Raw genomic sequence first — 20,655 nt, forward strand, 5'->3', positions numbered from 1 at the left:
GCGTAGTGCGCGTCGCCCGGCCTTGGCGTTTTCAGCTACGCGCCGACATGTAGTCGAACAGGCTCACGATATCGGAGCTCGGTGCACTGCCCGCCTTGATGCCCACCCAGAGCGTGCGCGTGGACCAAGCATCCGAGAGTTTCACTTTGGAAACACCGATCTTGCCGCGCTCGTCGCTCACCGAATCGCGCGGCAAAATGCCGATACCGAGCCCCGCTTCGATCATGCGGCACACGCCATCGAAGTTCGACGCCTGGATGCGCAGCTTGAGCGAGCGCTCCGCCGCGAACGCCGCGTCGGTCATGCGCGCGAGCAGCGAACTGCCATCGCTCAGACCAACATAGTCCTCGTCGAGCGTATCCGCGAAGCGAATGCTCGCCTGCTGCGCGAAACGATGCCCCTGCGGCACCAGCAACACGAGTTCGTCACGCCGATAGAGCCGCCGCTCGATGCCCGGTGCCGGCACGTTGTCCGCGAACACGCCGATGTCGGCCTTGCCCGCGCCCAGCGCTTCAACGATTTCGTGGCTCAGACGCTCTTCCAGACTGACCTTGATACCGGGATTTCCGTTCAGAAACCCTGCGAGATCGACGGGCAGAAACTGCACGATCGCGGACGTATTGGCCCACATGCGCACATGGCCGCGCACACCGGCGGCATAGTCGCCCATCTCGCTCGCCATGCGGTTGACCTGATCGACGACGCGCGATGCATGCTCCAGCAACGCGATGCCTGCGGGCGTCAGTTCCACGCCACGCGCACGCCGGATAAAAAGCGCACAGTCCGTCACGCTCTCCAGCTCCGCGATACGCTTGCTCACGGCGGACAGCGTGAGTTGACCGTGTTCGGCGGCCTTGGTCAGGCTGCCATGCTCGGCAACGAGCAGAAACACGCGCAGCGACTGTAGATCGAAATGAAGCGGATTGACCATGATGCGAGGGAAAGGTTTGCCAGCGAGGCCGAAGCGACAGGCCATTGTGCGGCATCCGGCGCGCACGCGAAAGTAGCGTGACAGGCGCAGGTTTCGGATCGGAAATATTCAGGGGAAGGCGGGAACGGGCGAGGTCTGAGACGGACGCGCACATGGCGCGTCCGTGCATGGGCCGTCGGGCTCATGCTTTCGGCAGCGAGCCGGCGCCCCCCGGCCTGCTACGAAAGATCGAACATTGCGATCGACGTGTGATCGGCAATAGCGAGAAAACTTTTTCTCCGATCGGAAACGCGCCAAGGCTGCGCGTCAGATCCGTTCCGAAATCTCGATGAGATTGAGATCGGGATCGCGCACATACACGGAGCGGATTTTCTGCGTCGCGCCCGTGCGCTCGACCGGCCCTTCGATAATGGGCCAGTCGAGCTTGTTCAGATGCGCGATGACGGCATCGAGCGGCACGGCCGCGATGAAACAAAGATCGAGCGCACCGGGCACCGGCACGTGTGCCTTCGGCTCGAACTCCGCGCCGCGCACATGCAGATTGATCTTCTGGTTGCCGAAACGAAACGCTAGTCGGCCCGCGCCGAATGTCTCCAGTTGCATCTGCAACACTTCGGTGTAGAAGTGCTTCGTCGCCTCCGGGTCTACGCAGGTCAGGACCAGATGGTCGAGATGATCGATCAATGCCATGAATGGACTCCTTATGAGAACGCACGTTGCTCGGGCATGCCCTGCGCGCTGGCCGGCAGCGGATGAAGGTCGGTACGGCGACCGGCCTTGAGGATTTGACTCGGCACATCATGCCCGATCAGCGCGGGAAGGCGCGTGGCCGCATCGAGCACAGCGGCAAGATTCACGCCGGTATCGTAGCCGTCCAGTTCCAGCATGTGAACCAGCTCTTCGGTGCAGACGTTTCCGGTTGCGCCGGGCGCATAGGGACAACCGCCCAGGCCGCCAAGCGACGCATCGAAGCGCACGATACCGGCGTCGAGCGCGGCGAGCGTGTTGGCGAGCGCCATGCCGCGCGTATTGTGGAAATGCAGCGTCAGTTCCAGCGCGCCGAATTGCGACCGCGAGCGCTCGCACAACTCGCGCACCTGATTCGGATACGCCATGCCGGTCGTATCGCAGAGCGTAATGCCGTGCACGCCGCGCTCGGCGAAACGCGCCATCCAGTCGAGCACGCCCGCGATGGGCACATCGCCCTCCATCGGGCAGCCCATCGCCGTGGAAAGCGACACGTTGATCGCGACGCCCGTTCCCTGCACCGCGTCGATCACATCGCCCAGTTGTGCGAACGACTGCTCGCGCGTCATGCGCAGATTCGCGCGATTGTGGCTTTCGCTCACGGACATCACCAGATTCACTTCGTCCACGTTGCACGAGAGTGCGCGTTCCGCACCGCGTACATTCGGCACGAGCACGGTGTAGACGACGCCGGGCACGCGCGCGATGCCGTGCATCACCGCTTCGGCATCGCGCAACGCGGGAATCGCCTTGGGCGAAGTGAACGATGTCACTTCGATTTTCGCGTAGCCGCATGCGCTCAGCGCGTCGATCAGCGCGATCTTGTCGTCGGTGTCGACGAACGCCGCTTCGTTCTGGAAGCCGTCGCGCGTGGCGACTTCGTTCAGGTACAGGCGCTTCGTCAGATTCGCCGGATTCATCATGATCGTCTCCCTGTTCAGATCACGCCGCGCGCGCGCCATGCGGTGCGCGTCGCTTCGTCCACCCCGATCGACGCCAGCACGGCATCCGTGTGCTCACCGAGCGTGGGTGCGCTGTGTTCGATGACGCCGGGCGTCACATTCAGCTTCGGCACGATGCCGGGCACCTGCACGGGCGTGCCGTCGGGCAAGTTGTCCTCGACGATCATCTCGCGGGCGTGGTAGTGCGGATCTGCGGCGATATCCGCCACGTCGTAAATGCGGCCCGCGGGAATGCGGGCGTCGTTGAGCGCGGCCAGCACGTCGTCGAGCGGCCGGTGTGCGCACCACGCGCCAATCGCTTCGTCGATGCGCGCGACCTGCGCGACGCGACCGTCGTTCTGCGCAAGCGCGGGATCGGCGCCCAGATCGGGACGCTCGATCAGCTCCATCAAGCGCCGGAAAATGCTGTCGCCATTTCCCGCGATCAGCGCGTACTTGCCATCGCGGCAGCGATACGCATTACTGGGCGCGATGCCGGGCAGGCTGCTGCCTGCGGGCTGCCGCACCGCGCCGAACACCGAGTATTCGGGCAGCAGGCTCTCCATCATGTTAAAGACTGACTCGTAGAGCGCCACGTCCACGACCTGCCCCTTACCGCCCTGTTGCTCGCGATGACGCAGCGCAAGCAAGACGCCGATCACGCCGTGCAGCGCCGACAGCGAATCGCCGATCGAAATGCCCACGCGCACCGGCGTGCGTTCCGGTTCGCCGCTCAAATGGCGCAGGCCGCCCATCGCTTCCGCCACGACGCCAAAACCGGGCCGGTCGCGGTACGGGCCAGTCTGACCGTAGCCGGACACGCGCAGCATGACGAGGCCCGGATTGATCTCGCTGAGCACGTCCCAACCCAGCCCCCAGCCTTCGAGCGTGCCGGGACGGAAATTCTCGATCAGCACGTCTGTTTCCGATACGAGACGCCGGATCACGTCCTGCCCTTCGGGCGAGCGCAGATCGAGCGTGAGCGACTGCTTGTTGCGCGATTGCGCGGCCCACCAGACCGAGGTGCCTTCGTGCAGCAGGCGCCATTTGCGCAACGGATCGCCCGTGCCGGGCGGCTCGACCTTGATGACGCTCGCGCCAAATTCGGCGAGCATTTTGCCGGCGAACGGGCCCGCGATCAGTTGCCCAAGCTCCAGAACGCGAATACCCGAGAGGGGTCGTGACATGATTGTCTCCAGGCTGGTTTTGACTCTGGACGCCATCATGGGCCGCATCGGGCGCTTTGATAATCGACGGTTGCTCAATCGGGGTTGAGCAAATGGAAAGGCTCTTTGTTTCGCGGGCTCGAGCCGTGATTTTCCGTATCGGAAAGTCATGTGGCGAATTGCGCAAACCATTCGGCAGAGGCGCGTCGCACAATGCCTCGTCGTCCACATCGCTTGCTGAATGGCGGCGAAAAGTTTTCCTGGTTTCCGATCCGCTCGTTACTGCTCGCTACTGCGTGTTATTGCCCCAGCCGCCCATGACCGACTTGTCCGCGCCACCCCGCGTTGTCTTTCTCGACCGCGCGACGCTTTCCCCGCATATCCGCCTGCGCCCCCTGCCGTTCGATCATCAGATGCAAACGTACGAACGCTCCTCGCCCGCCGAGATCGCGCAACGCATTTGCGACGCAGAAATCGTCGTCACCAACAAGGCGCCCATCACGGCCCAGGATCTCGCGCAAGCGCCGCGACTGCGCATGATCGCCGTCGCCGCAACGGGCACGGACAATATCGATCTGCATGCCTGCGCGGCGCGCGGTATCGTCGTGAGCCATATCCGCGGCTATGCGCTCAACACCGTGCCGGAACACACGTTCGCGCTGATCTTCGCGTTACGGCGCAGCCTCGTGGCCTATCGCGAAGCCGTGCGCAAGGGCCGCTGGCTCGCGTCGGGTCAGTTCTGCTTCTTCGATTTTCCGATCCGCGATCTGAAGGGGTCGACGCTGGGCATCGTCGGCGCGGGCGCGCTCGGGCAAGCAACGGCTGCGATCGGACGCGCGTTGGGATTGCGCGTGCTGTTCGCCGCGCACGGCAATCGCGCGAGTGGCGACGACGATTACGTGCCGCTCGACACGCTGCTGGCGCAAAGCGACATCGTTTCGCTGCACTGCCCGCTCACGCCGGACACGCGGCATCTGATCGACGCCACGGCGTTCTCGCGCATGACGCGGCGACCGCTCTTGATCAACACCGCGCGCGGCGGTCTGGTGGACGAAGCCGCGCTGGTCGATGCGTTGAAGTCGGGGCAGATTTCCGGGGCGGGATTCGATGTCGTTTCGGAAGAACCGTTGCCCGCACAACATCCCTTCCAGGCGATACTCGGGCATCCGGGCTTTATTCTCACACCGCACGTAGCATGGGCCAGCGACGAAGCGATGCAGGCGCTCGCCGATCAGCTGATCGACAATATCGCCGCTTTCCATGCAGGGCAGCCGCGTCATGTCGTGAAGCCGGATTGATTGCGTGTATCAACGACAAAGGGCCCTTGCGGGCCCCTTCGTTTGCATCGGACAACCTGACGGCACGATCGCCGTCACGCCACTCAGGCCGCAGTGGGATGCGCAGCGTACCAATCGTCCACAGACTGGCGCGCCTTGTGTTCGACCATGCTGACCACCATCAGCACGTCGATCTTGAGCTTGGGAAACTCCAGCTCGACGACAGGCAGCGCCACATTGCGGACCTCGTCTGCCACGCCGTTGATATCCGCGCGACACAGCCATTGCGTGTCCGTCGCGTCCGCTTTCGTATCGACATTGATTTGAAAGCCTCGGTATTCGATCGCCATATCACTCCCCGCTTCCTGACAAAAACGTAAGCATTCTTTGCTGCATCGCACTGCCATCTGCGAATATAGCACTGCTGCGTATCGCCTTCAGCGGGCGGGGCCAATGAATTCAGGTGTCGAACGCCAGACAAACCGGTTCACGCTATCGTCAGCACAGGCGCGGGCCGACGCATGCGCAGGCCCACCACGACCAGCGACAATCCCGAGACGACAGCGGCAAACGCCACGTAATACGCTGGCGCAAGCGTGTCGCCAGTCCAGTGAATCAACAGTTCAGCGATAGTCGGCGCAAAGCCGCCAAACAAGGTCACGCCAAGACTGTACGCAATGGAGAGCCCGGTGGAGCGCACGCGTACGGGAAAGATCTCGGACATGAGCGCCGGCATCGGCCCGGAGTAGGCAGCCTTGAAAATCCCCGCCGCGCCTTGCAGCAGGAGCAGCCACCCAAGGGTCGGATGGGTCTTGAGCCACGCAAACATCGGGTAGGTTAGCGACGCGAGCAGGATCGACGTAGTGAGCATGATGCGCACGCGGCCGATGCGATCGGAGAGCGCGCCCATGACGGGCGACAGCGCGAACTGCAAGCCGCCATTGAGGACGACCACGCCAAACGAGGTTGCAGCGGCCATATGCAATTGCTTGACCGCATACATCGGCATATAGAGCTGAAGGATGTACACCCCCACCGTCGATTGCGCGACGATGCCCACCGCGAGCAGCAGATTGAGCCATTGACGCGGCGCTTGCTCATCCGCCGGTGCATGCGTTTCCGATCGTGATTTTTCGCGGCGGGTCGCGAGAAATTCAGGTGTCTCGTCCAGATGCGAACGAATGTAATAGCCGACGGGGCCGAGCACGAGTCCGAAGAAAAACGGCACGCGCCAGCCCCACGCAGCGAGTTCAGCGGGCGGCAGCCAGAGCGCCAGCAATCCGCCGAAGGTCGCCGCGAGAATCGCCGCCGCGCCCTGGCTCGCGAACTGCCAGCTCGCGTAATAGCCCCGCTTTGCGCTGCTGTGCTCGACCATGAATGCCGTCGCGCTGCCGAACTCCCCGCCCACCGCGAAACCCTGCACGAGTCGCGCAAGCAGGATCAGGAGCGGCGCGGCGAGGCCAATCGACGCATAAGGCGGCATCACGGCCATCGCCAGCGTGCCCGCCATCATGAGCGCGATGGACAGCGTGAGCGCGGCCTTGCGCCCTTTCCTGTCGCCGTACAGACCTAGCACGATGGCGCCGAGCGGTCGCATCAGAAACGAAATGCCGAACGTGCCGACCGCAAGCAAGGTGGACAACCATTCGTCGTGTACCGGAAAGAACTGCTTCGCGATCAGCGGCGCGAAATAACCATAGACGAGAAAATCGAACCACTCGAGCGCGTTGCCGAGCGAGGAAGAAAACACGATGCGCCGGACCATGCCGCGCGTGAGCGGCAGCGGCGCTTCGGCGATGTCCACTTCGGATGTCTGTGACCCAGTTTCCATGTCGCCTCGCTTCCGTTTACTCTGCTCTACTTAACGATCCAGATAGACCGACGACCAGCCTCGAGTCAGTCGGTCGTCAATCAGGAAACTGCCGCTCAGAACCCCGCGGCCAGGCCGTCGCGCCGCGTATCGCTTGCCGCGACATAGCCCCGCTCGGGATCGTTGCGATCGAGTCTCCAGATGAACTGGCCGGAGCCGAAGTCCATATACGGATCGTCGATACCCTTGATTTCATGGCCTCGCGCCTCCAGGGCGTGGGCCGTCTGCGCATCGAAAGTCGATTCGATGTCGAGCGTGAAATCGCGGTTGACCTTCCAGCGCGGTGCGTCGCACGCGGCCTGCGGTTGCTGGCCGTAGTCGAGCATGCGCACGACGGTTTGCAGATGCCCTTGCGGCTGCATGTCGCCGCCCATCACGCCGAAGCTCATCACCGCTTCGTCGCGGCCATCCACCTGCTGCGTGAGGAAAGCGGGAATGATCGTATGGAACGGGCGCTTGCCGCCCTCGACCACATTGGGCGATGCCGGGTCCATCGAAAAGCCGCAACCACGGTTTTGCAGCGCGATGCCGGTGCCCGGCACGACGACGCCAGAGCCAAAACCCATGTAGTTGGACTGGATGAAGCTCACCATCATGCCGCGCTCGTCCGCTGCGGAGAGATAGATCGTGCCACCTGATCTGGGCATGCCGAAATCGAACTGCGTCGCGCGCTTCGGATCGATCAGCTTCGCGCGTGACTTGAGATAAGCATCGTCGAGCATTTGCTCGGGCGTCACGTCCATCGATTTCGGATCCGAAACATAGCGATAAACGTCGGCGAACGCGAGTTTCATCGCCTCGATCTGGAGGTGCTGCGATTCGATGCCGTCGCAGGGCAGCGAGGCCACGTCGAACTGTTCCAGAATGCCCAGCGCGATCAGTGCCGCGATGCCCTGCCCGTTCGGCGGAATCTCGTGCACGCGATAGCCGCGATACGCCTTCGAAATGGGCTCGACCCACTGCGCGCGATAGTTGCGCAAATCGTCCAGCGTGAGCGCGCCGCCTCCCTCGCGCGCGAAGGCGGCAATGCGTTCCGCGATCTCGCCTTCGTAGTAAGCGCGCGGCCCGAGTTCGGCGAGGCGCCTCAGGGTCGCGGCATGGCCCGGCAGACGGACGTGCTCGCTCACCTCGGGTGCGCGGCCGCGCGGCATGAAGGTCTCGGCAAAACCGGGCTGATCGCGCAACTCGGGCACGGCGGCCTGCCACTTGCGCGCGACGATCGTGGGCACCGCATAGCCGCGCTCGGCGATCTCGATCGCGGGCGCCATCAGGTCCGCGAACGGCAGCGAGCCGAACTTCGAGTGCAGCGCTTCCCAGCCGGCGATGACGCCCGGCACGGTGACCGTGTCCCAGCCGCGTTTTGGCTGCCTCGCGAGACCCTGTTCTTCGCCGTATTTGCGGCGGAAGTAGTCGAGACTCCACGCAGCAGGCGCGTTGCCCGACGCGTTCAGGCCGTGCAGACGATCACCGTCCCAGACCAGCGCGAAGGCATCGCCCCCCAGCCCGCACGAGACCGGTTCGACCACGGTAATGGCCGCCGCGGCGGCGATCGCGGCATCCACGGCATTGCCGCCCTTCCAGAGCATGCGCAGGCCCGCTTGTGCAGCCAGCGGGTGCGAGGTCGAAACAACGTTGCGGGCAAACACCGGCAAACGCGGCGTCGGGTAGGGGTTGTGCCAGTTGAAGCGTGTCATGACGGTATCGGGTGGAGTGGTCGGAGCACGGCGCCATGCCAGGCGGGCGCATCGGTCAGGTCAACATTTTGATTATCTTGAAGGCTCGCACAAAAAAATATTAATATTTTGTTTTCGATACTTAAATTTTTCTTCCATGCTCTCCTTGCGGATGATGCGTACCCTGCAAGCCGTTGCGCGTAGCGGCTCGTTCGCCCTCGCGGCAGAAAAGACCGCGCTCACGCAGGCGGCCGTCAGCCTGCAAATGCGCGGGCTGGAAGAAGCGTTGGGGCGCCAGTTGTTCGACCGCCGCGCGCGCCAGGTGGCCTTCACGCGCGAAGGCCTCGAAATCTGCGCGAAGGTGGAGCGCATCCTCGAACTGATCGACGAACTGCCGGCCAGCGCCGACGACACGTTGCGCGGCTCGGTCATCGTCGGCGCGGTGGTCTCCGTGATCGGGGCGCTCTCGCTTGCCGTGGCGCACCTCAAGACGGGGCACCCGGAACTGGAAGTGCGCCTGACCTCCGCGCGCTCGGCGGAACTCGCGGAAATGGTCGAAACCGGCGAGGTCGACGCTGCCGTCGTCGTGGGCAATGCCGATGGCACACTGCATGAATCGCTCGTGTGGACGCCGCTCTACGAAGAACCATTGATGCTCGTGACGAGTCGCGCCACCAAAGGTAACGACGCACGACGCATCCTTGCCGAGCGAAGCTTCCTGCGTTTCGATCGCCGCGTGCCGACCGGTAGCGTCATCGACGACGCCTTGCGCACGCTCGGCATCAAGCCACAGGAATATCTGGAACTCAACTCGATCGAAACGATTGTCTCGCTCGTGCGCAACGATGTGGGCGTGAGCGTATTGCCGGTTCTCCACAACGGTAATTGGCGAGACGACGCGAACCTGAAACTCATCGCCCTGAGTAATCCGCCGTTCATGCGCACGGTCGGCATGATTCACCGGAAATCAAACCGGCGCACGGTGCTGTTTAATACGCTCGCGCAAATGCTGCGCGAATAAACCCATTCGCGCACGTGCGACATTCTGTCCATATTCACCGCTATTCGCCGACGATAGCCCGCAAATAGAAGCATTAGCCTGGCATTCATGCGCCGGATCGCTTGACCTGACGACTCATGAAAGTAAAATAAAACCTGACGAAACGAGGCGTATCAAGGCATTTACCCAATGCTTCTTCAACGCCTCCCGATCGGCAAACGATTTACCCAATCCCATGCCGATAGTTAGTCATCCGTATTACCACCGGAGAGAATATGATGAAATCGAAAACCCGCATCACCGCTGTGGTTCTCGTCGTGATCGGTGCGATGATCGCCGGATCGGTCATGGCGCAGCAGATCGCGCCGCCCGCCTCCCAACAACCGCCTGCGGCAACCGCTACGCATAGCGACCCAATCGTCCAGAAGCGCATGGAAATTCGCGACGCCAATCGCGAGCAACGCGCAAAGAACGCCGAAGCGAAGAAGGCGTACAAGAGCGACGTCAAGCAGGCAAAATCCGAACGCAATCAATCCGCCCAGGAATCGCGCGCCCGCGCCCAGGAGTCGCTTAACGCCGAATAGCATCCCGATCGATGCACTCACCACCTTAAGCCGCAAGCGCTTGCACGCGCCGGCGGCTTTTGCGTTTTCCGGGCGCCTGGCACACGCTCGTGGAATGACCGATAGCATTCGCGTAAGCTAGCGCCATCCCCCGCCCGGACGCTCCATGCCAAGATCGCCATTCCTGTCGGTTGCGAAGCGGTATCGAATGCCTGTGCTCTGCGCGCTGTTGCTCACGGCTTGTCAGCTGCCAACGCCGGGGCCACGCATGGAGTCGGCCGCCCTCACCGCCACCGAGGCACGCGCCACGCCGCTGGGCGCAGCGATCGAGGGAGAACTTGCCGCCCATCCGGGTCTGAGCGGCATCGACCCGCTGACGAAACCGCTCGAAGCCTTCGCGGCCCGCGTCGATCTCGTACGCACCGCGCAACGCACGCTCGACGTGCAGTACTACATCTGGCGCAACGACCTCACGGGCACCCTCCTGCTCGAAGCGCTGCGCGAAGCCGCCGACCGCGGCGTGCGCGTGCGACTCCTGCTCGACGATAACGGCATTCCCTCTTCACTCGACACGACGCTCGCGGCGCTCGACGCGCACCCGAACATCCAGGTGCGCCTCTTTAATCCTTTTGCTGTGCGCAACCCGAAATTTATCGGATTCCTGACCGATTTTTCGCGTTTGAACCGGCGCATGCATAACAAGTCGCTCACCGCCGACGGTATCGCGACCATCCTCGGCGGCCGCAATATCGGCGATGAATATTTCGGTGCAACCGATGGTGTCGTTTTCGCCGACCTCGACGTGCTGGCGATCGGCCCTGCCGCAACCGACGTCGCTCATGATTTCGACCGTTACTGGTCAAGCGCCTCGGCGTGGCCCGCGCATGAGATTTTGCCCGCCGCGCAGCCGGTTCAACTCGATACGCTCGACCATGCCGCGCAAGCCGTGCAGGCCAACCCCGCCGCCTCCGCCTTTATCGCGGCGCTCCAGGAAAAGACCGATGTGCGCCAGCTACTGGACGGCACGCTCACGCTCGAATGGGCGCATACGCGCCTTGTCAGCGACGATCCGGCCAAGGCGCAAGGAAAGGCCGCGCCTGAGTCGCTTGTGCTCAGCCAGTTGCGCGATATCCTCGGCGAGCCGAAGCGCGAACTCGACCTCGTCTCGCCTTACTTCGTGCCTGGCGAAGTGGGTACGCAATATTTCACGCAGTTGGCCTCGAGCGGCGTGACGGTGCGCGTGCTCACCAACTCGCTCGAAGCCACGGATGTGCTGCCCGTCCATGCCGGTTACGCGCGCCGCCGCAAGCCGCTGCTCAAAGGCGGCGTGGAACTGTTCGAATTGCGCCGCGCGGCGGGCACGAGTCCGAGCGCGTACAAGGAGCAAGCGCCGGGCGTGTTCGGCAGTTCGGGCTCGAGCCTTCATGCCAAGACCTTCGCGGTGGACGCCCAGCGCGTCTTCGTCGGCTCGCTCAATTTCGACCCGCGCTCCGCCAACCTCAATACCGAACTCGGGCTCGTGATTGAAAGCCCGCTGCTCGCGAGCCGAATAGAAACCGCGTTCTGGACCCAGGTGCCTCAACTAGCCTATGAGGTGAAGCTCGACGCGAACGGTTCGCTCTACTGGATCCGGCAAACGCCGGACGGCGTCACGCGTTACGACACCGAGCCGAATTCGCGCTGGAGCACCCGGCTCGCGGTCTGGTTCTTTTCCATCCTGCCGATCGAGTGGCTGTTGTAGCGAGTGGCCAAAGTAGCGATTTGGCCCCGCACATCAACAAACATTTTTTTCCGATGAGAAACCCGGCGCACAATGCGTCTGCGCGTTTCAACGCGCCCGGGTAATCCCCTATTTCGCATAAGTTGTCTATACAAGATGATTTGAGCATCTCAGCGCTCGCCTGCGCGGGCGCCATGCCTATCTCATACTCTCGGAGCAGCTCGTGGCCATCCCCGAATCCCTCGTCAAGCTTGAGCCGGAAGGCCGTAAGCTGCTTGAATCGCGCTCGATCGACTATATTCCAGATGCGGAACGCCACGGCAGCCTGTTCAGCCAGTTCACGCTCTGGCTTTCCGCCAATCTTCAGGTCACGGCCATCATCACCGGCGCGCTCGCCGTGGTACTTGGCGGCGATGTCTTCTGGTCGCTCGTCGCCCTGTTGATTGGACAACTTATCGGCGGGACCGTCATGGCGCTGCACGGCGCCCAGGGGCCGCAGCTGGGCCTGCCGCAGATGATCTCCAGCCGCGTGCAATTTGGCGTTTATGGCGCCGCGATTCCTATCGTGCTGGTCTGCCTGATGTACGTCGGCTTTTCAGCGAGCGGCACCGTGCTCGCGGGCCAGGCGACGGCGCAATTGCTCTCCGTTTCCGATACGACCGGCATCTGCCTGTTCGCCGCACTGATCGTCGTACTGACAATTCTCGGCTATCGCTCGATTCACTTCGTGGGCCGTATCGCGAGCGTGATCGGCGTGCTGGCGTTCTGCTACATGTTCGCGCAGCTCTTCTCGCATCACGATATCGGCGCGCTGCTCGCCAACCGGCATTTCTCGATTGCGAGTTTCCTGCTGTCCATGTCGCTTTCCGCCTCGTGGCAAATCGCGTTCGGTCCCTATGTCGCGGACTATTCGCGCTATCTGCCGCGCTCGACTTCGCCGGCGAAGACTTTCCTGGCGGTAGGACTGGGTTCGGTGCTTGGCGCGCAGGCTTCGATGGTGTTCGGCGTGTTCGCCGCCGCCCTCGCCGGTCATGAATTCGCGCATCACGAAGTGGCCTATATCGTCGGTCTGGGCGCAAGCGGCGCGGTCGCCGCCATGCTCTATTTCAGCATCGCCTTCGGCAAGCTCACCGTCACCACGCTCAACGCCTACGGCAGTTTCATGTCGATGGCGACGGTGGTGAGCGCGTTCAGCGCCAAACGCGCGATCTCCACGCGCCACCGCTTCATCTATATCATCGGCATGGTGGGGCTCTCGACGCTCGTGGCGCTCGCCGGGCGCCATTCCTTCCTGAAGGAATTCACCGCGTTCATTCTGTTCCTGCTCGCGTTTTTCACGCCCTGGAGCGCGATCAACCTCGTCGATTACTACTGCTTCACGCAATCGCGTTACGACGTGCCCGCGCTCTCCAACCCGAATGGCCGCTACGGCCGCTGGAACGTGAAGGCCATTACGATCTACGTCATTGGCGTGCTGGTGCAGATGCCCTTCATTTCCACGAGCTTCTATACCGGTCCCTTCGTCGACGCACTGGGCGGCACCGATATCTCCTGGATTCTCGGCCTCATCGTCCCCGGCGTGATCTATTACGTCACCATGCGCCGCGCGCCGCAAACCATTCCCGACCGGCTGATCCTGCCCGTCGAGCGCGACTGACGCGCGGGCGCCGCACGAGGCGCCTCCCCGCTCCCAATCTTTGCCGTACACCCGCGCGGGTCCAACGACCCGCGCGCTTATTCTTTTCCTTTCAATAAATAGTTGTACTGATAATGAAAAAGACTGTATCCCGACACGCTGCCTTCCAACGCCCCGCCCTGCGTGCGCTTGGCGCGGCGTCGTTCGCCCTCGCAACGCAAGCCGCCCACGCCCAGGACGGCGTCACGTTCTACGGCCTGATCGACGAGTTCGCGCAGTACGTGAACACCGGCAACGGCTATACCGCCGCGCTCGGCTCCAGCGGTCAATGGGGCAGCCGCTTCGGCCTCAAAGGCAAGGAGGATCTGGGCGGCGGACAAACGCTTTCGTTCGTGCTGGAAAACGGCTTCAATCCCACCGATGGAACCCAGGCGACGAGCGGCTCGCTGTTCGACCGCCAGGCATGGGTCGGCCTTTCGGGCAACTGGGGCGAAATGCGCGTCGGCCGGCAAAACTCGCCGCTCTTCAACGATCAGGGCGGCCAGGATGCGTTCGGCGGTGTCACCCAGGCGTCGGGCATGGACAACCTCACGGTGTTCTCGTTCCGCACCAGCAACACCGTGTCCTATGTGACGCCCGAATTCGCAGGGTTGCAGGCGGGCGTTTACCTGGGCTTCGGCAATGCGGGCGGTTTGCGTGCAGCCGGTTCCAGCCAGCAATTCGACGTCACCTATGCGCATGGCCCCTTCAACGCGTTCGTCGCAGGCCAGTGGCTCAAGGACAGCGACGGTAGCGCGACCAATCGCACGATCATGGCCGGCGTTTCGTACGAGATCGGCCGTGCGACGCTGTTTGGCGGTTACTCGGACATGAAGTGGCCCGATTTTGCGCTCAACGCCTATACGACCGGCCTCTCCGCCAAGTACCAATTCAATTCGGCGAACACGCTCGCGTTTGGTTACGCCATGCTGCGCGACCGCACCTCGCAAGGCAATAACGCCGACCAGCTTGGCCTGATGTACGAATACGATCTCTCCAAGACCACGAACTTCTACGGCGCGCTGTCCTTCCTGCGCAACCGTAACCAGGCGACCTACACGCTGGCTGGAGCAGCCAATTCGGGACTGCCGCTCGCTTACGCGGGCGCCAACGCGCGTGGCGTGCAGATCGGCATCGTCCATCGTTTCTAAAGCCGCCTTAGCGACGCACAAATCAAAGCGGCTCTGGATCATCAATCCAGAGCCGCTTATTTCGTATGACTTATGATGTCAATAGCGAATCATGAAGTCGCAGCATTCAACGCATGGATGGCGTCAAGCGCCCCGCCCACCATCTTGCGCAGCACGGGTTCGACACGCCCGGCAAGCTCAGGCGCATAGTCGAACGGCGCGTGTTCGTCCATATACGTGGACTGGCACATTTCAAGCTGGATTGCGTGCACACCGTCTTGCGGCGCACCGAAATGCCGCGTGATATAGCCGCCCTTGAAGCGTCCGTTCGCAACCCACGTGTAGGCGCTATCGGCCGCGGCCTGTTCGGCGCGCGCCTGAATCGACGCGTGCGTCGTGCGTCCTTCCTGCGTGCCGAGATTCAGGTCCGGCAATTTGTCGTCGAACAGGCGCGGCAGCACGCTCGCAATCGAATGGGCCTCCCACAGCAGCACATTCGCATGGCGGCTGCGCAGACGCTGCAATTCGGCGCGCAGCGTCTGGTGATACGGCTGCCAGTACGCCTGGACGCGACGCTCACGCTCCGCCGCATCGGGCGCGCCGCCCTCGCGATAGATCGGCTCGCCGCGAAACGTTTCGGTCGGGCACAGCGACGTGGTCGTCTGGCCCGGATAAAGGCTCTCATCGTTGGGCGGGCGATTCAGGTCGATCACATAACGCGAGACGCGCGCGCCCAGAATCGTCGCGCCCAGCGACTTCGCGAAGGCATAGAGGCGATCGAGATGCCAGTCGGTATCCGCGACGGTCAACGCAATATCCGTGTACTGCCCGTGCAGCGCCTCGGGAATCACGGTGCCGAGGTGCGGGATCGAAATGAGCAGCGGCGCGTCGCCGCGCTCGAGGGTGTAGAGGTCGGTCATCATTCGGTCCGTTCGTTGGGGTGCGCTCAAGCGGCAGCGAGCAGCCGCGCCAGCGTCGCGCGATAGTCCGCGTAGAGGCGTGCTTCATCGCGATGGCGACGGCCTTCCACGACCTTTTCGCCGCCCGTGTAGACGTCGAGCACGGGCGTTTCTCCATGTTCGCAGAACACGACCGAGGAAAGCCAGTTCTGCGGCGTCTTTTCCGCGAGATCGGGATGCTGTGGATCTAGCACGATCCAGTCTGCACGCGCGCCCGCTTCGAGCGCGCCCACCTGGCGACCCGTCGCACGCGCACCGCCCGCGAGCGCCGCGCCGAACAGACGGTCCGCCACGCTGGTCTGCTGCGATCCCGCCAGCACATTGCGCTCGCGGCGCACGAGACGCTGACCGTACTCGAGCAGGCGCAGTTCCGCACGCCAGTCCACGCCGATATGGCTGTCCGAGCCCACGCCGAACACGCCGTTCGCGGCGAGATAGTCGTGTGCCGGAAAGATACCGTCGCCCAGATTAGCCTCAGTGGTAAGGCACAGACCGGCTACCGCACCACTACGCGCGAGCGCCTGGGTTTCCTTTTCATCGACATGGGTAGCATGCACGAGACACCAGCGTGCATCCACATCGAAGCGATCGAGCAGCCATTGCACTGGACGCGCACCTTCGGTCTCGACGCAGGCCTCGACTTCGGCAGTCTGTTCGGCGATATGAATGTGGACGGGCGCACCCGGCGACATCGCATCGAGCCCGCCCAGCAGCGACCGCAACGAGGCCTCCGACACGGCGCGCAACGAATGCGGCGCCACGCCGTAGCGCAACGCGCCATGCTCGGGACGTGCGCCACGCAGCGCTTCAACGATGCCTAGCAATTGCTCGGGCGTATTGATGAAGCGGCGCTGGTCCTCGCGCGGGGCACGCGCGCCAAATCCGCTGTACTGATAGAGCACCGGCAGCATGGTCATGCCGATGCCCGTCTCGCCCGCGGCCGCGACGACACGCTCGGCCAGTTCGGCCGGATTGACGTAGCGCTGCCCGTCGTGGGCATGATGCACATAGTGGAATTCGCAGACCGACGTATAGCCGGCCTTGAGCATTTCCACATAGAGCCAGCGCGCGACCGCGCCCAGATCGTCCGGCGTGATGCGCGCGGCGAAGCGGTACATCAGGTCGCGCCAACTCCAGAAGCTGTCGGTGGGATTCGCGCGATACTCGGTGAGGCCCGCCATCGCACGCTGAAAGGCGTGCGAATGAAGATTAGGCATCCCAGGCATGACCGGACCCGAAGCATGCGCGACGCCTGCGGGCGCGGCGTCGAGACCGGACTGCACGCGCAGCAGCGTGCCTGCGTCATCCCATTCGAGCAGCACATTGCGTTGCCAGCCTTGCGGCAGCCAGGCCTGCGCCGCGAACAGCGCACGGGAAGAAGATGTCATGTTCGTAGCGTGATTCAAGCGGTCAATGGACGATCGAAGACAGTCTTGCCGCCGCGCACGACGCGCGTGCACAGCGGACGGCCGATCCAGTAAGCGAGTTCCGCAAGCGATTGCACTTGCCACACCGCGAAGTCGGCCGGACGGCCCACGGTCAGCGTGCCGTGCCGTTGCGCATCGCCAAATGCGCGCGCCGCATGTTGCGTCACGCCTTGAAGGACTTCGGGCACGGTCATGCGGAACAGCGTGGTCGCCATGTTCATCATGAGCAGCAGCGAGGTAGCGGGCGACGTGCCGGGATTGCTGTCCGTAGAAATCGCGATGGGCACTTCGTAGCGACGCAGCAGGTCCAGCGGCGGCAACTGCGTTTCGCGGATGAAGTAATACGCGCCCGGGAGCAGCACGGCAACGCTTCCCGCTTCCTTCATCGCGGCTACGCCAGCTTCGTCGAGGAATTCCAGGTGATCTGACGAGAGCGCGCCGTAGCGCGCGGCCAGCGCCGCACCGCCGCTGTTCGACAGTTGCTCCGCATGCATCTTGACGGGCAGATTGCGGCGTGCGGCCGCTTCGAACACGCGCTCGCTTTGTGCGATCGTGAAGCCGATGCGCTCGCAGAACACATCGACGGCATCGACGAGACCTTCGTCCGCCAGCGCGGGCAGCATGCGCTCGCACACTTCGTCGATATAGGCATCGGCGCGGCCCGCGTATTCGGGCGGCAACGCATGCGCGCCGAGGAAAGTCGTGCGCACCGTGACCGGATAGCGTTCGCCCAGTTGCCGCGCGACGCGCAGCATCTTGCGCTCGGCTTCGAGTTCGAGGCCGTAGCCCGACTTGATCTCGACTGCCGTAACGCCTTCGGCGAGCAACGGTTCAAGGCGCGCGGCCGATTGCACGAACAACGACGCTTCGCTCGCGGCGCGCGTCGCGCGCACGGTCGAGACGATACCGCCGCCGTTGCGCGCGATCTCTTCATAGCTCACGCCCGCGAGGCGCTGCGCGAATTCGTCGGCGCGTTGGCCGCCGTAGACGAGATGCGTATGACAATCGACGAGGCCGGGCGTCACCCACGCGCCCTTCAGGTCCTCGCGCGGCCACTGCGCGAATGACGGTGGCAGCGCCGAAACGGCGCCCATCCAGACGATGGCGCCGTTCTCGACGGCGATCGCCGCGTTTTCAATGGTGTCGCGCGGGTCGCCCTGCGCGCACAGATTCAGGTGATGCCAGACTGTCTGGTTCATGGCTTGATGGATTCCAGTGCGATGGCGAGCAAGGCGCCCTCGCCTTGCGTCTCGATCCGCACGGTGCGTGCCGTGGCTGAAGTGTCGATGCGCAGCGTGTCGCCCGCTGCCAGCACCATACGCTCACCACCGTTCACGCGCACGGTCGTTGTGCCGCTCGCGCAATAGAGCAAAACGGTTTCGGCATCCACATCTTGCGTCGCTTGCTCGCGCCAAACCTCAAACGTTGCGCGCGCAACCTCACGGCGCACCATCAGATTGAAGTCGCGCGTGGGACCGTCGATGAGGCGCGCGGCGATCGGCGCTTCACCGTCGAAGCATGCCACGTCGAGCACGTTCGCGAGCGTATGCGTACGTGCATGCGCGCCCGTTTCGTCGAGCACCATGCCCGCGCCTTCGAGCAGCACGAGCGTACGCGCCACGCCCTCGAAGCGCGAAAACGGGCCGGCCTGCGCGACGTCGGCGACGCTCACGCGCCACGCGAACGCATCGGCCGAAGCGCCGGGCGCATGCGCCACGGCGATCTCGCGCGTGACGCCGCCGCCGTTCTTCCACGGCGACGCCACCAGGTCCACGCCGCGCAGCAGCGTGAGCTGCGCGGCGCCTGCCTGTTGCGTTGCAGGCGTATGGCTCATCGGCCCAGCATCGGCAGATTGAGGCCCGCTTCACGCGCGGTCTGCTGCGCGAGTTCGTAGCCGGCGTCCGCGTGACGCATCACGCCCGTAGCCGGATCGTTGTGCAGCACGCGGCCCAGACGCTCGTGAGCGGCTTGCGTGCCGTCGGCGACGATCACGACGCCCGAGTGCTGCGAGAAGCCCATGCCCACGCCGCCGCCGTGGTGCAGCGAGACCCACGATGCGCCGCCTGCCGTGTTCAGCAGGGCGTTGAGCAGCGGCCAGTCGCTCACGGCGTCCGAGCCGTCCTTCATCGATTCGGTTTCGCGGTTGGGGCTGGCGACCGAACCCGTGTCGAGGTGATCGCGGCCGATCACGATCGGCGCTTTCAGTTCGCCGTTCTTGACCATTTCGTTGAACGCCTGGCCCAGACGATAGCGATCCTTCACGCCCACCCAGCAGATACGCGCGGGAAGGCCCTGGAACGCGATGCGCTCACGCGCCATGTCGAGCCAGTTGTGCAGGTGCGGATCGTCGGGGATCAACTCCTTCACCTTGGCGTCGGTCTTGTAGATATCCTCAGGATCGCCCGAGAGCGCGACCCAGCGGAACGGACCCTTGCCTTCGCAGAACAGCGGGCGAATATAGGCCGGCACGAAGCCCGGGAAATCGAAGGCGTTTTCGACGCCCATTTCCAGCGCCATCTGGCGGATGTTGTTGCCGTAGTCGAGCGTGGCCGCGCCGCGTTCCTGCAGCGTGAGCATTGCGCGCACCTGCTCGGCCATCGACTGCTTCGCGGCCTTGACGATGCTTTCCGGCGCAACCTTTTGCGCCTCGCGCCATTGCTCGACGCTCCAGCCTTGCGGCAGGTAGCCGTTGATCGGATCGTGCGCGCTGGTCTGGTCGGTCACGCAATCCGGCGTGATGCCGCGTGCGACGAACTCTGCGAACACGTCGGCGGCATTGCCGAGCAGACCCACCGATACCGGCTTGCCGTCACGCTTCGCTTCTTCGATGATCGCGAGCGCTTCGTCGATCGTCTTGGCCTTGCGGTCGACATAACGCGTCTTCAGACGGAAGTCGATACGCGATTCGTCGCATTCCACTGCGATCATCGAGAAGCCCGCCATCGTCGCGGCCAGCGGCTGTGCGCCGCCCATGCCGCCGAGACCGCCCGTGAGAATCCAGCGGCCCTTCGGGTCGCCGTTGAAATGCTGGTTGGCCACCGAGAAGAAGGTTTCATAGGTGCCCTGAACAATGCCCTGCGAACCGATATAGATCCAGCTGCCCGCCGTCATCTGGCCGTACATCATGAGGCCCTTGCGGTCGAGTTCGTGGAAATGCTCCCACGTGGCCCAGTGCGGCACGAGGTTCGAGTTCGCGAGCAGCACGCGCGGTGCATCGGCATGGGTGCGGAACACGCCCACCGGCTTGCCCGACTGGATCAGCAGCGTTTCGTCTTCGTTCAGTTCCTTCAGCGACGCGAGGATCTGGTCATAGCATTCCCAGTTGCGCGCGGCGCGGCCGATACCGCCATAAACGACCAGTGCATGCGGATGCTCCGCCACTTCCGGGTCCAGATTATTCTGGAGCATGCGGTACGCGGCTTCGGCCAGCCAGGTCTTGCAGACCTTCTCGCTGCCGCGCGGCGCGCGGATCGTGCGGGACGGGTCGAGGCGGGGATCGGTGAAGTTCGGATGGTTCATGGCGTTCGTTCGTCTCGGGATGGAAGTTCTGGGGCGACCGGGCGGCTTTTTGGCATG

18 protein-coding genes are annotated in these 20,655 nt (G+C 63.5%); 6 read left to right on the forward strand and 12 right to left on the reverse strand.

What is annotated here, in order from left to right; genetic code table 11:
- Positions 1-31 precede the first annotated feature (31 nt).
- The 4 genes from U5782_RS01940 to U5782_RS01955 all read right to left on the reverse strand — a co-directional run bounded on the left by U5782_RS01940 (position 32) and on the right by U5782_RS01955 (position 3,806).
- Complete coding sequence (locus U5782_RS01940) at positions 32-931, reverse strand: LysR family transcriptional regulator (RefSeq protein WP_322042521.1); 900 nt, start codon at positions 929-931, stop codon at positions 32-34.
- Between the two features lie 306 nt (positions 932-1,237).
- The gene (locus U5782_RS01945) at positions 1,238-1,621 is read right to left on the reverse strand and encodes a VOC family protein (protein ID WP_322042179.1); all 384 of its coding nucleotides are present in this window, start codon (positions 1,619-1,621) and stop codon (positions 1,238-1,240) included.
- Positions 1,622-1,632: 11 nt separating this feature from the next.
- On the reverse strand, positions 1,633-2,601 hold the full coding sequence (locus U5782_RS01950) for a hydroxymethylglutaryl-CoA lyase (protein ID WP_322042180.1): 969 nt from the start codon (positions 2,599-2,601) through the stop codon (positions 1,633-1,635).
- Positions 2,602-2,615: 14 nt separating this feature from the next.
- Entirely contained in the window at positions 2,616-3,806 is a 1,191-nt protein-coding gene (locus tag U5782_RS01955; RefSeq protein ID WP_322042181.1) for a CoA transferase, read from the reverse strand.
- Positions 3,807-4,102: 296 nt separating this feature from the next.
- On the opposite strand from U5782_RS01955, the gene U5782_RS01960 reads away from it, so the two are divergent.
- Positions 4,103-5,083, forward strand: coding sequence for a D-2-hydroxyacid dehydrogenase (locus U5782_RS01960; RefSeq protein WP_322042182.1), 981 nt, complete (start codon positions 4,103-4,105; stop codon positions 5,081-5,083).
- Positions 5,084-5,166: 83 nt separating this feature from the next.
- Here the strand turns inward: U5782_RS01960 and U5782_RS01965 are convergent, their stop codons facing one another.
- The 3 genes from U5782_RS01965 to U5782_RS01975 form a co-directional block, all read right to left on the reverse strand.
- Complete coding sequence (locus U5782_RS01965) at positions 5,167-5,412, reverse strand: hypothetical protein (RefSeq protein ID WP_322042183.1); 246 nt, start codon at positions 5,410-5,412, stop codon at positions 5,167-5,169.
- 137 nt (positions 5,413-5,549) lie between these two features.
- The gene (locus U5782_RS01970; RefSeq protein ID WP_322042184.1) at positions 5,550-6,893 is read right to left on the reverse strand and encodes an MFS transporter; all 1,344 of its coding nucleotides are present in this window, start codon (positions 6,891-6,893) and stop codon (positions 5,550-5,552) included.
- Between the two features lie 95 nt (positions 6,894-6,988).
- Positions 6,989-8,626: a gamma-glutamyltransferase family protein gene (locus U5782_RS01975; protein WP_322042185.1), complete on the reverse strand. Its 1,638-nt coding sequence runs from the start codon at positions 8,624-8,626 to the stop codon at positions 6,989-6,991.
- A gap of 136 nt (positions 8,627-8,762) precedes the next feature.
- Here U5782_RS01975 and U5782_RS01980 point away from each other — a divergent pair, with 136 nt between their 5' ends.
- The 5 genes from U5782_RS01980 to U5782_RS02000 all read left to right on the forward strand — a co-directional run bounded on the left by U5782_RS01980 (position 8,763) and on the right by U5782_RS02000 (position 14,714).
- Positions 8,763-9,626, forward strand: a complete 864-nt coding sequence (locus U5782_RS01980) for a LysR substrate-binding domain-containing protein (protein ID WP_322042522.1) — start codon at positions 8,763-8,765, stop codon at positions 9,624-9,626.
- Between the two features lie 254 nt (positions 9,627-9,880).
- A complete protein-coding gene (locus tag U5782_RS01985) occupies positions 9,881-10,189 on the forward strand; it encodes a hypothetical protein (protein WP_322042186.1) in 309 nt (102 codons plus the stop codon).
- Positions 10,190-10,334: 145 nt separating this feature from the next.
- Positions 10,335-11,909: a phospholipase D family protein gene (locus U5782_RS01990; protein WP_322042187.1), complete on the forward strand. Its 1,575-nt coding sequence runs from the start codon at positions 10,335-10,337 to the stop codon at positions 11,907-11,909.
- A gap of 250 nt (positions 11,910-12,159) precedes the next feature.
- Positions 12,160-13,545: a cytosine permease gene (locus U5782_RS01995; RefSeq protein WP_322042523.1), complete on the forward strand. Its 1,386-nt coding sequence runs from the start codon at positions 12,160-12,162 to the stop codon at positions 13,543-13,545.
- A 113-nt stretch (positions 13,546-13,658) separates the two neighbouring features.
- Positions 13,659-14,714 (forward strand): porin, encoded by a 1,056-nt coding sequence (locus U5782_RS02000; RefSeq protein ID WP_322042188.1) that lies wholly within the window; start codon positions 13,659-13,661, stop codon positions 14,712-14,714.
- Between the two features lie 89 nt (positions 14,715-14,803).
- Here U5782_RS02000 and hutG read toward each other — a convergent pair whose 3' ends face one another.
- The 5 genes from hutG to hutU are packed head-to-tail and all read right to left on the reverse strand — an operon-like array spanning position 14,804 to position 20,598.
- The gene (gene hutG / locus U5782_RS02005) at positions 14,804-15,613 is read right to left on the reverse strand and encodes an N-formylglutamate deformylase (RefSeq protein WP_322042524.1); all 810 of its coding nucleotides are present in this window, start codon (positions 15,611-15,613) and stop codon (positions 14,804-14,806) included.
- A 26-nt stretch (positions 15,614-15,639) separates the two neighbouring features.
- Positions 15,640-17,040, reverse strand: coding sequence for a formimidoylglutamate deiminase (locus U5782_RS02010; protein ID WP_322042189.1), 1,401 nt, complete (start codon positions 17,038-17,040; stop codon positions 15,640-15,642).
- 14 nt (positions 17,041-17,054) lie between these two features.
- A complete protein-coding gene (gene hutI, locus U5782_RS02015) occupies positions 17,055-18,278 on the reverse strand; it encodes an imidazolonepropionase (RefSeq protein WP_322042190.1) in 1,224 nt (407 codons plus the stop codon).
- Positions 18,275-18,913, reverse strand: coding sequence for a HutD family protein (locus U5782_RS02020; RefSeq protein WP_322042191.1), 639 nt, complete (start codon positions 18,911-18,913; stop codon positions 18,275-18,277). Before U5782_RS02020 ends, hutI begins: the two co-directional genes overlap by 4 nt.
- Complete coding sequence (gene hutU, locus U5782_RS02025; protein ID WP_322042192.1) at positions 18,910-20,598, reverse strand: urocanate hydratase; 1,689 nt, start codon at positions 20,596-20,598, stop codon at positions 18,910-18,912. Before hutU ends, U5782_RS02020 begins: the two co-directional genes overlap by 4 nt.
- Positions 20,599-20,655: the final 57 nt, after the last annotated feature.

The organism is Paraburkholderia sp. J67 (genome assembly GCF_905220265.1).
GTDB lineage: Bacteria > Pseudomonadota > Gammaproteobacteria > Burkholderiales > Burkholderiaceae > Paraburkholderia.